Source organism: Halovenus marina (assembly GCF_051414115.1).
Lineage (GTDB): Archaea > Halobacteriota > Halobacteria > Halobacteriales > Haloarculaceae > Halovenus > Halovenus marina.
The window spans coordinates 2473025-2488900 of sequence record NZ_JBLKNZ010000001.1; the positions used below are offsets into that span (position 1 = coordinate 2473025).

Consider the following 15876-nt stretch of genomic DNA (forward strand, 5'->3'; position numbering starts at 1 on the left):
ATTAGCCCTCCGCCTCGATGATCTCGATACCGTAGATGAACGGGTTCGCCGAGCCGCCATCTTGCGTGAGTGTGAGGTCGATCGTCCCGTCGTCGGCGGTCACCTCGAAGGACTGCATCGTCGCGTTGTCGAACCCGACATCTGCCATGATGTCGTAGTCGTTCAGGACGGTCTGCCCCTCAGCAATCACGTCGAAGATCCGCGTTCCTTCCTGTGCGTTCGGGTCCCACTGCTCGATGAAGTACAGGCGCACCTCGTAGCTCTCGCCCTGGGTGGCGGGGAAGCCATATTCGAGCGTACTGCCGGACGCTGGCCAGCGCTCGGTGACGAATATCTGGTCGGGCGTCTCTGCCGGAACGCTCCCGGTGACGGTGAACTGCTGGTCGTGTTCAGTTAGATCGGCATTCACCTCCAGATACTGGCTCGACATCGTGTTGTTGTCGGCCGCCCAGTCGGGGCCGTCCGCCGCGCTGATCGTCGGCCCGCCAGTGTTCACGCGGTAGAGCGTCTGTGGGGGGGCGCTGACCGTCACCGTCTGCGTCGCGTTCGCAGTCGCGCCGCCGTCGTCGGTGACGGTGAGTTCGACGGTGTAGGTTCCCGCCGACGAGAACGCGTGGGCGACCTGCGCGCCGGTTGTGTCGGTCTGGCCGTCGCCGTCGAAGTCCCACTCGTAGGACTGGATCGACCCGTCCGAGTCACTCGACCCGCTCGCGTCGAAGTCGACGGACTGCCCTGTTTCGACGTCGGTCGCTGAGGCGGTGAACGCCGCGCTCGGCGCTTGATTTCCGCCGTCAGCGTCCAGCGCGAGTACCTCGATTCCGAAGACGTTCGGACTGTTACTGCCGCTCGCCTGGATGACAGAGAGGTCGAGGGTGCCGTCGTCGGCAGTCACCTCGAAGGACTCCATCGTCCCGTTCTTGAACCCAACTTCGTTCGAGGTGTCGTAGCCGCTCAGCAGCGTCTCCCCTTCGGCGGTCACGTCCACGACCCGGTCGGCCGACCCGCTGGCCGGGTCGTACTGCTCGATGAGGTACAGCCGAACCTCGTAGCTCTCGCCGGTGGTGACCGGGAACGCCCAGTCCAGATCGCCGTCGCCAGCGTACCGCTCGTGCTCGAAGACGGCGTCCGGCGTGCTCTCGGGGACGGCCGACCCGACCGAGTAATTCAGCTCACCCGACTCGAAGGTCAGCCAGTTCGTCGTGCCCACGGCACCGTCGTCGACGAGATACTGACTCTGTGAGGTACTGTTGTCGCTCTCCCAGTTCGGGCCGTTCTGAGTCGGGAGTTCCGGCCCGCCAGCGTTCACCCGGTACAGCACCGATGCCGTCGTCGGTTCGGTGACCGTGACCGTCGTCGTGGCAGTGTCGGTCGCGCCGTCGTCGTCGGTGACGGTGAGTTCGACCGTGTACGTCCCCGCGGTGTCGTAGGTGTGCGATGGCGTCGCGCCGGTTGCGATCTCGCCATCACCGAAGTCCCAACTGTAACTCGCGACCGAGCCGTCGGCATCACTCGACCCGCTCGCGTCGAAGTCGACGGACTGCCCGGTTTCGACGTCAGTTGCGGAGGCGGTGAGCGCCGCGCTCGGGGACTGGTTCGTCTCATCAGCGGGCTTGATCACTTCGATGCCGTAGATGAGAGCGTTGTTGGATCCGCCGTCCTGCGAGAGTGAGAGGTCGAGGGTGCCGTCGTCGGCAGTCACCTCGAAGGACTCCATCGTCCCGTTCTTGTATCCGACATCAGCGACCACGTCGTAGTCGTTCAGAACCGTCTGGCCTTCCAGTGAGACGTCCAGAATCCGGTCACCGGGGTTCTGGGCCTGGCTGTACTGCTCGATGAAGTACAACCGAACCTCGTAGCTCTCGCCGGAGGTGACCGGCAAGTCGTAGTCGAGGGTGTTGTCGTCGGTCGGGTAGCGCTCGCTCTCGAAGATGGCGTCGGGAGTCGTCGCCGGAACGGCCTGCCCCACGGAGTAGGTCGCACCGGACCAGTCAGATTGAGAGACGCTTCCCTGCTCGTACTGGCTGTCGGATTCCCAGTCGGGGCCGCCGTCGACGGCCTGAACGGTCGAATCGCCACCGTTCAGCCGGTAGACCACCTGATCCGCGCCAGGTTCGGACACGGTCACCGAGATCTGCTGTGTCGTCGTATCGTCGCCGTCCGATGCCGACAGCGTGATGTCGTACGTGCCCGCGTCGCCGGACTGCGGCGTGAGCGTGAGGGTGCCCGATCCGCCGCCGTCGTCCGTGAAGGACGCGAACCCGGGGAGGTTCGACGCCGAGAGCGTCAACGGATCGCCGTTCGGGTCGTTCGCCTGAACAGTGACGGTGGTCGAGTCACCCTCCGTGAGGAACTGGTCGTCGACCTGCTGGATGCTCGGCATGTCGGCGCTCTCGTCTAACTTCAGGATTGCCACGTTCGAGGCCGGGCCTGCGTATCCGTCGTCGCCCTCGACAGCAGCGACGAAGTAGTTGAACCCGCTCTTGTCGGCGGGCGAAGTCAGCTCCCCAGTCAGATTGGTGAGCGTCACGTCGACCGTGGCCTCGCCGTTCTGGTCGAGCTGAACGTTCGTTATCGTGTAGTTCTCGACGTTGTTAGCTTCGTAGGCCTCGATGTCGTAGCCCGGCATTCCGTCCCCGTCGGAGTCCGGAACATCTTCGAGCAGAAGCGTCGACTCGGCGTGCATCAGCCGCACCGTCTCGCCGGGCGGCCCGGTGATTTCGATGGTCTGCTGAGCGTCCGAGACTGTCGCAGCGGTGTGTCGGTCGGTGAGCGTCGTCGACTGGAGGCTGACTCCCTGGGCGTCAATCGTGGGTGCCGCTGGCGTGTTCGCGCGTGCAACACCGGTCGATCCGGCGAGACTTCCCTCGTTGAACGTCCCCGAAGAGGCGGTCGTGCTGTCGGCGAACGACGCGGTGACGGTCGTCCCAGTCAGGTCGATTCCGGACTCGGGACCGGCGAGCACTGACTGCTGGCCGCCACCGCCCTTGATGCTGTTCGGGTCGCCGTCAGAGGCCCAGACGAACGTCTCACCGGGCTCGAAGTCGCTGAAGTTGAACTGTAGCGTTGCGTAGCCGTCGGTACCGTCGACGCCGTTCACCGGATCGAGGAACTGGTGGTCAGTGTACCCGGTACCACCTTCGTCAGGAATCCGGATACTCGTGTCCCCGGGGTTACAGCCACCATCGCCAGCGCAACCCGTCGGGTCGAACACCATCGACGAGATCAGCGCCGTGCTCTTGTTGATGATGAGCGTCTCTATCTCCTCGTCACCGGTGTTGGTGACGAAGGTCGAACCCGCGAAGTAGGTGGTCGCGTCCTGCAGCGTGACCTTTCCGTCGGGGAACGAATCCTGCGACGTCGTAAGCTTGACTGTCGCCTCGACGCCGGATGGCTGCGCGCTCGAGTCGTAGTCGAGGACGACCGTGTTCGAGGTGATTCCGGTGTCACCCTGATCGTCCTCGACGGTGGCGACGATGTAGTTCAGCCCGCCGGTCGCGCTGCTGTTCGTGAGCGTCACGTCGACCGTCGCCTCTCCATTATTGTCGAGGGTGACCGTCTGTTCGTCGGCGTTCAGGAGGCGATTGGCCTCGTAGGGTTCGAGGTCGTAGCCGCTGACGCCATCGAGGTTCAGTTCGCCCTCGAACCGGAGGACGCGGACGGTCGCTCCTGGCGGGCCGCTGACCTCGACTGTCTGCTGAGACGTCGAGACGGTCGCCGCGCTGTGTTCAGGTTCGAGTGCACCCTGGTCGAGAGTTACACCCTGAACGTCGAGCGTCGGCGCGGGCGGCACGTCGGACTTCGACGTTGCCTTTGCGCCCGCGGCGCTGCCGTCACTGAACGGTGTCGTCGTCTGCGTCGTGCCGTCAGTGTACTCGACTGTGACGGTCGTCCCGGTGGTCTCCAGCCCCGAGATTTCGAGGCCCTGCTGGATCGGGGTCGCCCCTTTGATGCTCGTGGCATCCGTATCGAGCGAGACCGTGAACGTCTCGCCGGGCTGGAAGTCGTCGAACGTGAACGTCAACTCGTCGTAGCCGTCGTCCGGGTTGCCGTCGTGAGGCTGACTGTACGAGGTCTGGAACCCGCCCACGCCGGACGCGTCCTTCACCGCGTTGCCGGGCGTGCCGCTGTCGGTCAGCGGCCCGAACACGATGTCCGGCATCGCCGTCGTCGAGAGGTCGAAGGACACCGACTCGATCGCCTTGTCACCGGTGTTGTCGATTTCGACGGCACCGGTCTTCCAGGTGCTCGTGTCGATGTTCGAGTTGCCCTCGTTGAGCGAGACGGTCGCGCTGCCCTCCTCCGCGGGCACGTAGGAGATGCGGTGGACCGAACCGGTGATGTCGATGTAGTACAGCGACCCGTCGGGGCCCTGGTCTATCTCGACGACGTTGCTCGCGTCGTCGACGAAGTCCTGGCTGCCGGTGACGTTCCCCGAACTGTCGAAGGTCAGGTACTTGATCCAGCCACGGACGTAGTCCCCGTAGAAGTACACGCCCTCGTATTCGCTGGGGAACTGGGAGCCGCGATAGAAGTCACCGCCGGTGACGGCCGCACCGCCATCGTACGGATATGAGTAGATCGGATCAGTGTAGGCCGGGTCGCTGCACTCGCCTTCACAGTTGGGCCAGCCGTAGTTGGCCCCCTTCTCGCCGAGGTGGATGTCCTCGGCGGTTTCCAGGCCGACTTCCGCGACGAAAAAGCGGTTCGTCTCGTGGTCCCACTCGGCGCGGAAGGGGTTCCGCAGCCCGGAGGCCCAGATATCACCGCGGGTGTTCGGATCGCCGTCGTTGACGTAGGGGTTGTCAGACGGGATCGAGCCGTCCTTGTTGATACGGATGATCTTGCCGCCGGTCGAGCTCAGGTCCTGTGCCCGGGTCGAGGTGAACTGCTCGCCGGTGGTGAGGTAGAGCTTCCCGTCGGGGCCGAAGTCGAGCCCGCCGCCGTGGTGGAACGTGGCGTCACCCTGGATCGAACTGTTCCAGATTTTCGTTTCACTCGCGGGGTCGGCCGTGCTCGCGAGGCCGCCGCCGTTCTCCTGATGGACGAACCGGGAGATCTGGTTGCGGTCCGTGTTCTCGTTCGTGTAGTAGAGGTAGACGTACCCGTTCGACTGGAAGTCCGGGTCGATCGTCACACCGAGCAGTCCCTGCTCGCCGTTCGTGCTGACGCTCGACAGCGACAGGTACTCCGACGTCGATAGCGAACTGCCCTGCTCCTGAGCGATGAGCACACCGCCGTCACGCTCCAGTATGAGCATCCGGTCGTCCGGCAGCACCTCCATGGCGACCGGTTGCTGCAGGCCGCTGGCCATCTGTTCGGTGACGAACTCCCCGCTGGCCGGTTCGGAGACCGACACCTGTTCGGTCACCGTCGTGGTCGCGCCGTCGTCGTCGGTAACGGTGAGTTCGACGGTGTAGGTGCCAGCAGTGTCGTAAGTGTGCGATGGCGTCGCGCCGGTTGCGGTCTCGCCGTCACCGAAGTCCCAACTGTAACTCGCGATCGATCCGTCCGGATCGCTCGACCCGCTCGCGTCGAACGAGACGGTTTCGCCGGTGTTTGCGTTCGTTGGCGACGCGGTAAAGGATGCGATCGGCAACTGATTGCCGTCGCTCACACCGAGGATTTCGATGCCATATATCAGTGGATAGGCACTTCCACCATCCTGCGTGAAGTCGAGGTCGAGGGTGCCGTCGGCGGCAGTCACCTCGAAGGACTTCATCGTCGCGTTGTCGAACCCGACGTCGGCCATCACGTCGTAGTCGTTCTGGACGGTCGTGCCGTCGATACTGACGTCGAAGATTCGTTCACCCACCTGTGCGTTCGGTGCCCACTGCTCGATGTAGTACAGGCGCACCTCGTAGGTCTCGCCCTGTGTGACTGGGAACTCCCAGTCCATCTCCGAATCGACGTACCGTTCGGTGACGAAGATCTGGTCGGGCGTACTCGACGGAACCGTCTCGGTGACGGTGAATTGCTGGTCGTGGACGGTCACGTCACCGTCACCGACCAGATACGGGCTCTGACTCTGGTCGGTCGCGTTGTCGACCGCCCAGTTCGGGCCGCCGTCGGTCGCCTGCAGCTCCGGCCCGCCAGCGTTCACGCGGTAGATCACCTGTTGCCCGCTCACCGAGACAGTCTGAGTAGCCGTGTCGGTCGCACCGTCGTCGTCGGTGACGGTGAGTTCGACCGTCTTGTCACCGGCTGTGGCGAACGCGTTGGTGGCGGTTTGTCCCATCGCGTCGGTCTGCCCGTCGCCGTCGAAGTCCCACGCGTAGGACTGGACCGAGCCGTCCGAGTCAGTCGATCCGCTCGCGTCGAAGGTCACAGTCTCGTCGACGTTCGGGTCAGGTGGCGAGACGGTGAACGCGGCGTCCGGTTGCTGGTTCGTCGCGCCATCTGTGTTTTCGAGCACCTCGATGCCGAACACGTTGGGACTGTTCTGGCTCCCGGCGTCCTGGGAGATCGAGAGGTCGATCGTCCCGTCGTCGGCGGTCACCTCGAAGGACTCCATCGTCCCGTTCTTCCAGCCAACCTCGTTGGAGGTGTCGTAGTCGGTGAGGAACGCCTGTCCTTCAGCCGAGACGTCAATAACGCGGTCGGCCGACCCATTAGCGCCGGTGAACCGTTCGATGAGGTACACGCGAACCTCGTAGGTCTCGCCCGACGTCACCGGGAACGAGTACTCGAGATCCTCGTCCGTAGCCCATCGCTCGTAGTCGAAGATGGCGTCCGGCGTGCTGTCCGGGACGGCCGACCCGACCGAGTAGGTCTGTCCCGGTTCGAACGTCGGCCAGACCGTGTTGTCCAAGTTGCCGTCGTCGACGATGTACTGGCTCAGCGAGGTGCTGTTGTCGCTCTCCCAGCTCGGGCCATCGTCGGTCGCCTGCAGTTCCGGTCCGCCAGCGTTGACACGGTAGAGCACCTGTGCCGTCTGCTGTTGCGCGACAGACACGGTCTTGGTAATCGTGTCGGTCGCACCGTCGTCGTCAGTAACCCGAAGCGAGACGGAGTAGTCGCCCGCCGACTGGAAGGTGTGCTGGATCTGGGCGTTCGTCGTCGACTCCTCGAAGGTGCCGTCGTCGTCGAAGTCCCACTCGTAGGACTGGATCGAGCCGTCCGAATCCGACGCCTGCGCGTGATACGTGGCCGACTGTCCCGCAATCGGATCGTGGACGTGGAAATCAGCCGTCGGCGGCTGATTGCCATCGCCGACGGTTGCACTCGTCGCCCACATGTTGATAAGCTGCTGGAGTTCCAGCTGGGAGATGAGTTCGCCATCGGTACCAGGGACTTCCGATTCGGTGGCCCACCAGTTGATCGCCACCTGAATCTCCTGTTGACCGATCTGGTCGGTGGGTGCGTTCTGGCTGGCGACCGCTTCAGCGATTGTCTGGTTGCCAGTGCCGCACTGCCCATCGTCAGAGTACGTCGCCGTGTACGTCGTGTCGGAGCTAGGCACGGTAATCGTGTGCTCTGCCGCGCCGCCGTCGGACCAGCTATCGAACTCGTACTGGGTGCCGTCGACACACTGCGTCTGGGGTGCCGTGATAGTGTGCTGGAAGTCGACCAGCGTATCGTGGACGTACGGCGACGTGTAGGGAATGCCGTCGAGATTGAACTCGAGGCCGCTCGGATCTGTCTGGAAGGTCAAGTTCACCTTGTCGGGCTCGACGATAACGTGCGTCGAGTTCGTCGCGCCCTCGGAGTCGGTCGCTTCGAGGATGATTTTGTACCGCGTGTCGTCGTGGAAGTCGTGCCCGCTCGTCGGAATGTCGAACGAGCCGCTACTCCCGACCACGCCCGACTGGTACGGGTGGAAGTGCTCGTTGTGGAGGAACTGAACCGTCCACTCGAGTTGGGTGTCCGGCAGGGTTCCGTCTTCCGGGTCGGTGGCCGAGCCCGAGTAACTGATCGTGTCTCCTGCCTGGAAGACCGTGCCGTCGGCTGGCGACGAGATGGTCGGCGTCGGTGGCTGGTTCGGCTGGTCACCGGGCTCGATGACTTCGATACCGAAGACGTTGGCGTTGTTGTCGTTGCTGACGTCGGAAATCGACAGATCGAGGGTGCCGTCGTCGGCGGTCACCTCGAAGGACTCCATCGTCCCATTCTCGAAGCCGACCTCGTTGGAGGTGTCGTAGTCGCTGAGGAGCGTCTGTCCCTCGGCGGAGATGTCCATCACGCGGTCAGCCGACCCGTTGGCGTCGTCGAACAGTTCGATGTAGTACAGCCGGATCTCGTAGGTCTCGCCCTGCGTGACTGGGAACGAGTACTCCAACTCGCTGTCGGTGGTGTACCGCTCGTAATCGAAGATCTCTGTGGGCGTGCTCGCGGGAACCGCCTGACCGACCGAATAGGTCGTTCCCGGTTCGAACTCCGGCCAGACCGTGTTGCCGATGTTTCCGTCTGCGACGATGTACTGGCTCGGCGAGGAGGCGTTGTCGCTCGCCCAGTTCGGGCCGCCGTCGCTGGCCTGCAGTTCAGGCCCACCGGCGTTCACGCGATAGAGTGTCTGCTGTGTCGACGGCGCGCTCACCGTCACAGTCTCGGTGACCGTGTCGGTGGCACCGTCGTCGTCGGTGACGGTGAGTTCGACGGTGTACGTGCCCGCAGTTGCGAACGCGTGGGCGACCTGCGCGCCGGTTGTGTCGGTCTGGCCGTCGCCGTCGAAGTCCCACTCGTAGGACTGGATCGACCCGTCCGAGTCACTCGACCCGCTCGCGTCGAAGTCGACGGACTGCCCTGTTTCGACGTCGGTCGCTGAGGCGGTGAACGCCGCGCTCGGCGGCTGGTTCGTCTCGTCAGCGGGCTTGATCACCTCGATGCCGTAGATCAGCGGATTGTGACTGCCGCCGTCCTGTGTGAGCGAGAGGTCGAGGGTACCGTCGTCGGCAGTCACATCGAAACTCTCCATCGTGGCGTTCTTGTATCCGACATCAGCGACCACGTCGTAGTCGTTCAGGACGGTCTGTCCCTCGAGACTCACATCGAAGATGCGGTCACCGGGGTTCTGTGCCTGGTCGTACTGCTCGATGAAGTACAGCCGAACCTCGTAGCTCTCGCCGGAGGTGACCGACAGGTCGTAGTCGATGGTGCTGCCGCCGGTCGGGTAGCGCTCGCTCTCGAAGATAGCGTCGGGGGTCGTCGACGGCACTGCCTGCCCTACGGAATAGGTCGTCCCCGACCAGTCCGATGCATCGCCCGCCGTCTGCATGTACTGACTGTCCGATTCCCAGTCGAGGCCGCCGTCTATCGCCTGCACCGACGACGGTCCGGCGTTCAATCGGTAGAGCACCTGGTCGGCACCGGGTTCGAGGACCGAAACCGAAATCGCCTCGCTGGTAGTGTCGTCCCCGTCGCTGACGGTCACCGTCGGCTGGTACGACCCAGCATCGCCCGACGACGGCGACAGCGAGAGCGTTGCCGTTCCGTCGCCGTTGTCGGTGAACGAAGCGAACGAGGGCAGGTTCGAGGCAGACAGCGACAGCGTGTCACCGTCGGCGTCCGATGCGGTGATGGTGATCTGCGTGCTTTCGCCCTCGTCGACGAAGACCGACTCGGGAGCATCGAGCGTCGGTTCGGCATCCGCCGTCTGGTCGTAGGACACTTTTTCGAGCGTTCCCGCCGCGATGTCGAGATAGAAGAGCGACCCATCTGGTCCCTGGTCGATCTCGACAATAGTTCCAGCACTGTCGTCGAACATATTGACAGAGCTGACGTTTCCGCTACTGTCGAACTGGAGATATTTCATCCAGCCGCGGACGTAATCGGCAAAGAAGTACGCGCCGTCGTACTGGCTCGGGAACTGGTCACCGTGGTAGACGACGCCACCGGTTATCGACGCGCCCGACCCCTCGTGTGGATAGGTGTAGAGTGCGTCGGTGTAGTCCGGGTTGTCACACACCCCCTCACAGTCTGGCCAGCCGTAGTTGGCACCTTTCTCTCCGATGTGAAGGTCTTCCTGTGCGGTGTTCTGGTTGTTCCCGCCGACTTCCGCGATGTAGTATCGGGGGGTGTCGCTCTGGAGGTCCCACTCGGCGCGGAAGGGGTTGCGCAACCCGTACGCCCAGATCGCGTCCACATTCCCGCCGGAACCATCGACGAAGGGGTTGTCCTGTGGGATCGTTCCGTCCTTGTTGACACGGATAACGGATCCACCGGCCTCGGTCAGATCCTGTGCCTGCGGCCCGTCGACTTCCTCCCCAATGGTCAGATAGAGCTTCCCGTCGGGGCCGAAATCGAGCCCGCCGCCGTGGTGGAAGTCGCTTTTCCGCTGGCTGTTGTCCTCCCAGACCACGAATTCACTCGACGGATCAGCACTACTGGAGAGTCCGCCGGAGTTTTCCTGATGGGTGAATCGGGCGATCCGATTTTTCCCGCTCGACGTCGGGGTGTAGTAGATGTAGATGTAGTCGTTCTGCGCGAAGTTCGGGTCGAGCGTGATGTCGATGAGCCCCTCCTCCCCCGCCGTGTCGAGGTCAGAGATACTCATGTAGGTGTCCGAGGCTCCCGTGTCAGGGTCGACGATGAGGACGTCGCCTGACTTCTGCAAAACGAGCGCGCGCCCATCGGGAAGGAAGGTCATCGCGGTGGGCTGGCTCAGCCCGCTCAAGACTGTCTCTTCCTGAAAGCTCGTCGGGACAGCCTGACCAGTGATGTTCGTCGCCTGTGGGACATCTGCCGTGAGCGAGGACCACACATCAGCGCCATCACTCTCGGTAGACTGAGATATCGACGCCGGTTCCTGCCGACGAAGGTCCCCGTCAGCGTTCGGCTGGGCTGCCGTCTTCACTGTACTCTCATCGGCCGCGCTCGCGTCCAGCTGTGACGGCCCTGCGGATGGAACGTCCGGAATGTCCGGCGATGGTTGTTCGCTGGTCGACGGTTCCTGTGAAGCGGCCGCTAGTGCCCCCGCTGTCCCAGTGGCGAACACTGACACGACCATCAGGACCACCAGGAGCAGCGCGGCCCCTCGTTCGCTGGCTGTATTGCTCATCAAAAACCCGCATTCACCACGCATATATCGTAATATAGAAGATAACGAGTGGATGACGGGGATTACCAAACAAAGGATGACACGACACTAACAATAACTCGAACATACGTAAAGAAGGCTAATATATAATCGAGTTAGATTAGAATAGTAGTATATATCAATAAAACTACATTAATAAATAACATATTCGATCGGGAGAAATTCAGCAATAACGCGGGACGGGAAGCGTGTACGAGATGCATCGCTAGTGAGCGGTTAACTTTGGTAGTGGTTTCAAGATGGATCTGTTAGGAAATGTATAGGGATCACGCGTCAAGAAAAGATACGTTTATCCAGACAGGGGAGAAAAGGAGCGCTACTGGACGACCCCGATGGTTCGAGAGGAGATTGATCGTCGTCGCCGGGCAGTTCTCAGGACGATTGCTGCCGGAGCCGGAACGCTCGCACTCGGCCGGAACGCGGTCCCAGCGCGGTCTGAACGCACCGGACACAGAGGTCCCTCGATGACACACGCGCCCGACCCGACGGAGCCGGAGTTTCTCGTCTTTCAGGCCGACGGGAGGAGCCGCGTGTCCCGGCGTGGCGTCGACGAACCGGTGTTCAGTGGCCCGGCGAGTTCCGCCATCCAGCACGCGATCGATGCTGGAGAAGAATCCGGGACAGGGACAGCAATTGCGATTGCGCCCGGCACGTACGAACTCGACGAATCAGTGACACTCGCGGGGTCGACGTGGCTCTCGGGGAGTGGGAGTGCGACGACCCTCCGAGCGGCCCCGGGCCTCGATGCAGACCTGCTGACCGTCCCAGAGGGAACAGAACACGCCCGAATCTCTGATCTGCGCATCGACGGGAACCGGTCGGCCAACGAACGCGGGGCCTGTCTCGCCGTCCACGGCTACACGTGGCGAGTCGTGTTCGACCACCTCGTCGTGCGGAATGGAGCCGACGACGGTGTTCGGTTCGACGGTAAACAGGATGGCGGCTACTCCTACGAACCGACGCTGACCGACATCGACGTGGCGCGCTGTGGCGGCGACGGGTTCGTCTTCGGATTCACCGGCGACCTGTTCGCCACGAACCTCTACGCCGAGGCCTGTGAACGATACGGCTTCACGATGGCCGACGCGGGCGGGACACTCGTCCATCCCCACGCCTACGACACCCGCGGCGAGGCCGGGATTCGATTCCTCAAAAGCGCGCAGGACACCACACTCCTCGGCGCACACAGCGAACGGAACCGCAAGCACGGCGTGCTGGTCAAGGGCGAACGGATCACACTCAGAAACGGGTTCTTCGCAAACAACTCGCGTGACTCACCGGGGTCCTACAGCGGCGTCGTGCTCGACGGGGCGTCCCACAGCACGCTCTCAGAGTCGACGCTGGTCAACGACCCTGACAGACCCGAGACACAGGGGCACGGACTCGTCGAAACGGCCGCGAGCCGCGAGAACCGAATCGTAGGGAATCTCTTCCAGCACAATCTCGCGTCGGCCGTCGAACGAGGGTCCCGCTCGACTAGTTCGGTCTACCGGGACAATCGCGGATACCGGACGGAAAACGGCGGTCGAGCGACCGTCGGTGACGGCGAGATCATTCAACACGGGCTCGCGGAACGACCGGAGCAGCACTGGGTCGAATCGACCGCTCCGGGGACCTACGCGCACGTCGTCGCGGTGGATCAGACGCGGCTCGTCGTCGAAGTGTTGCAGGTTCAAACCGGAGAACGAGTCGCGTCTGGGGTCGACGTCACCTGGGGTGTAAGTGTCTAGCGATACAGTTGACACGTCCACAGCACGGTCAGCGCGATCCCGCCGAGTAACACGACGAGTGCGGCGGCTTCGACTGCGGTGCTTCCGACTCCAACCTGTGTCGCCTCTGCGAGCGGACCCATGTACGTTCCTAGCGCTGTCGGGCCAGTAAGTCGTTCCGATTCTGCGCCCGTCGTCGTGAACGCCGTCTCGCTTCGGACGGTTTTTGCCCGTCGGACCCCTGTAAGGAGATAATGAGACGGGTCGGATTCGTGGTCAACCCGATTGCCGGGATGGGCGGCCGCGTCGGCCTCAAGGGGACAGACGGCAAGGTCGAACAGGCCCGCGAACTCGGGGCCGAGGAGCGCGCGCCCGACCGCGCTCGCGAGACGCTCGACGTACTCCACGACGTCGACGCGGACATCGAACTGGTCACCTACGGGGGCCCGATGGGCGCGGCGCTGGCCCGCGAAACGGGATTCGAGCCAGCAGTGGTTGGCAGCCCCGACGGCGATGCGACGACCGCCGAGGACACGCGAAGCGCCGTCCGGGCATTTCTGGCGGAAGATGTCGACATCGTCCTGTTCGTCGGCGGCGACGGCACCGCGGTCGACGTCGCTGAGACAGTCGAATCAGTGGGCGAGAAGACGCCGATCCTCGGCGTTCCCGCGGGCGTGAAGGTGTATTCGGCGGTGTTTGCCGTCGATCCCCGGGCGGCCGGACACATCGTCGCAACCTACGAGGACACCGAGCGCGCGGAGGTGAACGACATCGACGAGGACGCCTACCGCGAGGGGGAGGTCAGGTCACAGCTTCGAGCACTCGCACGCGTACCGGTCGCAACACAGCGTCAGGCGAGCAAGCAGATCAGCGGCGGCACCGTCGAAGGCGTCGCAGCAGGCTTTGTCGACGCCGTTGAATCGGGCGTCACCTACATCCTCGGACCGGGCGGAACCGTCGGGCAGATCAAATCGACGCTCGGCTTCGACGGAACACCGCTCGGGGTCGACCTCTATCGGGACGGCGGCGTGCTGGTCACCGACGCGGCCGAATCTGAGATTCTCGACCATCTGGGCGAGCGCAACATCATCGTCGTCTCGCCTATCGGCGGTCAGGGGTTCATTTTCGGGCGGGGCAACCATCAGATCTCTCCGGCCGTCATCCGACAGTCCGACGTCGAAATCGTCGCCTCACGCCGAAAAGCGGACGACCTGGGGGTGCTTCGCGTCGACACCGGCGATCGCGACCTCGATGAGTCACTTCGTGGCTGGCACCGTGTCCGCATCGGCCGCTTCGAGACGCGACTGATGGAAGTGGTGTAGGTACCCAGCGGGCGACCAGACGCCACACGATACGTTGCATCTTGAAGTGTAGTGCATATTCGTTCCTGTGATTTAGGGCGTATGGACAAGATTAAGGTAGTCTCGGGAACGTAAAGGGACATATGGAAACACGGAAAGTACAGCGACTGGGGCCGTCGACGCTCGCGATGACGTTACCAGCCGAGTGGACATCGGAGTACGGGGTCGACAAGGGCGACGAAGTCTCCCTGCGTCTGGGCGGCAAGGGGACGCTGACGGTGATGCCCGAGTCCGTTCAGTCGGAGGAAAGCGAGGCGACGATCAAGACCGAGGGACTGGACGCCGACAGCGTCGAGCGCGCCATCGTCGCCCAGTACGTCCTCGGCAGGCGGATCATCCACGTCGAGTCGGGCGACGACAGCACGCTCGAAAGTGAACAGATCAACGCCGTCTACAACGCCGAGACGCAGTTGATGGGCTTGGGCGTGATCGAGGAGACCCCATCGAGCATCGCGATCCGGTGTTCGGTGGACCCGGAGGACTTCACGCTCGATAACCTCCTCGAACGCCTCGAATCCACGGGGTCGACGATGCGAAACGAGGCGGTCAAGGCCCTCGCTCACTCGAACCCCGATCTCGCACAGCGCGCGCTCAATCGGGAGCGGCAGGCAAACAAGATATTCGTGTTGCTCCTCAGGCTCATCTTCACCTCCTATCAGAACCCCAATCTCGCGCAAGCGGTCGGGCTGACTGACGGATTCCCCCTCATCGGCTACCGGTCGATCGCAAAGAACCTCGAACTGACCGCCGACAACGCAGAGGATATCGCCGACATCGCACTCGAAGCCGAGGGTCACGCCTTGAACATCGAACAGGAGACGATGCGTCGCGTCCGGGAGTTCACCGACGAGGTCAACGACCTGACCGAACTCGCCGTCAAATCCGCCGTCGAGCGCGATTACGACATCGCTATCGAGGTCCGGGAGCGCTACGGCGATATCAACACCCGCGAGCAGGAGATTCTCGCCGACCTGCCGGAGATGGAAAACGAACAACTGCTCCAGATCCGGGAAGTGCTCGTCAGCCTCAATCACACCGCCGAGTACGCAGTTCGGAACGCCGAAATCGCGACGAATCTCGCACTCAACAAAGAATCGGACCACATCTCGATTAGCTAAATTAAAGCGTGTACGCTCTTGCGTAGCACATTACCCAGACTGGTGCGAACGAGGTCATCATCGTCCCCTGACTCTCTCGCTGGCCCGGGATTACCCTCTCACTGCGACGACCCCACCAGCGACCACGATGACGATGACGAGCCGAACCACCGTCCCGACGAACGCCGCAACCGCAAACAGTCGCGAATCGTTGTCGAGCACGCTGAACGCGTAAATGGGCGCAGTGTCGGGCAGCAACGGAATCGAGAGGGCGACTGCGAGTCCGAGGTACCGATAGCGGCGGACGAACGCGGTGAGGCGCTGCTCTTTGAACTGCTTGTAGTAGGGGATCCGGTTGACGAGGCGAGTAACGGGGCCGGAGTGGCTCACACCGTAGCCAATCCGAAGGGCGATGAGGCTTCCTATGGCTTTCCCGGTTGCCGCAGTCAGGATGACCAGCGACACGGACACGGACAGGCGATACGGGAGCGCCAGCGAAACGGCGAGAACGGCTTCGGCTGGAAACGGCAGGACAGCGGCGACGGCCACCGAGTAGAGAAACGCCGCTCCGAGGAGTACGACCGGCGACGAACTTCCGAGGAGAACGTCGTAGACTGCCACGGTTGCCGTTGACGGGGTATCGCAAAATAGGTATCTATCTGCTCAAGACAAGCCAT

Annotated in this window: 6 protein-coding genes; 3 read left to right on the forward strand and 3 right to left on the reverse strand. The window is 62.9% G+C overall.

Annotated elements, in window-relative coordinates; all coding sequences use genetic code 11:
• Nucleotide 1: 1 nt before the first annotated feature.
• Entirely contained in the window at nt 2-10993 is a 10992-nt protein-coding gene (locus tag ACMGFL_RS12585) for a PQQ-dependent sugar dehydrogenase (RefSeq protein WP_436935881.1), read from the reverse strand.
• Between the two features lie 503 nt (nt 10994-11496).
• Between ACMGFL_RS12585 and ACMGFL_RS12590 the strand changes: the two genes are divergently transcribed.
• Nucleotides 11497-12762, forward strand: coding sequence for a NosD domain-containing protein (locus tag ACMGFL_RS12590; RefSeq protein WP_436935882.1), 1266 nt, complete (start codon nt 11497-11499; stop codon nt 12760-12762).
• On the opposite strand, the gene ACMGFL_RS12595 is transcribed toward ACMGFL_RS12590, so the two are convergent.
• Nucleotides 12759-12884, reverse strand: coding sequence for a hypothetical protein (locus tag ACMGFL_RS12595; protein ID WP_436935883.1), 126 nt, complete (start codon nt 12882-12884; stop codon nt 12759-12761). The genes ACMGFL_RS12590 and ACMGFL_RS12595 overlap by 4 nt on opposite strands.
• A gap of 111 nt (nt 12885-12995) precedes the next feature.
• Between ACMGFL_RS12595 and ACMGFL_RS12600 the strand changes: the two genes are divergently transcribed.
• Nucleotides 12996-14063, forward strand: coding sequence for an ATP-NAD kinase family protein (locus ACMGFL_RS12600; RefSeq protein WP_436935884.1), 1068 nt, complete (start codon nt 12996-12998; stop codon nt 14061-14063).
• Nucleotides 14064-14185: 122 nt separating this feature from the next.
• Nucleotides 14186-15220, forward strand: coding sequence for a PhoU domain-containing protein (locus ACMGFL_RS12605; RefSeq protein WP_436935885.1), 1035 nt, complete (start codon nt 14186-14188; stop codon nt 15218-15220).
• 90 nt (nt 15221-15310) lie between these two features.
• Here ACMGFL_RS12605 and ACMGFL_RS12610 read toward each other — a convergent pair whose 3' ends face one another.
• Complete coding sequence (locus ACMGFL_RS12610; protein ID WP_436935886.1) at nt 15311-15820, reverse strand: VTT domain-containing protein; 510 nt, start codon at nt 15818-15820, stop codon at nt 15311-15313.
• Between the last annotated feature and the right edge of the window lie 56 nt (nt 15821-15876).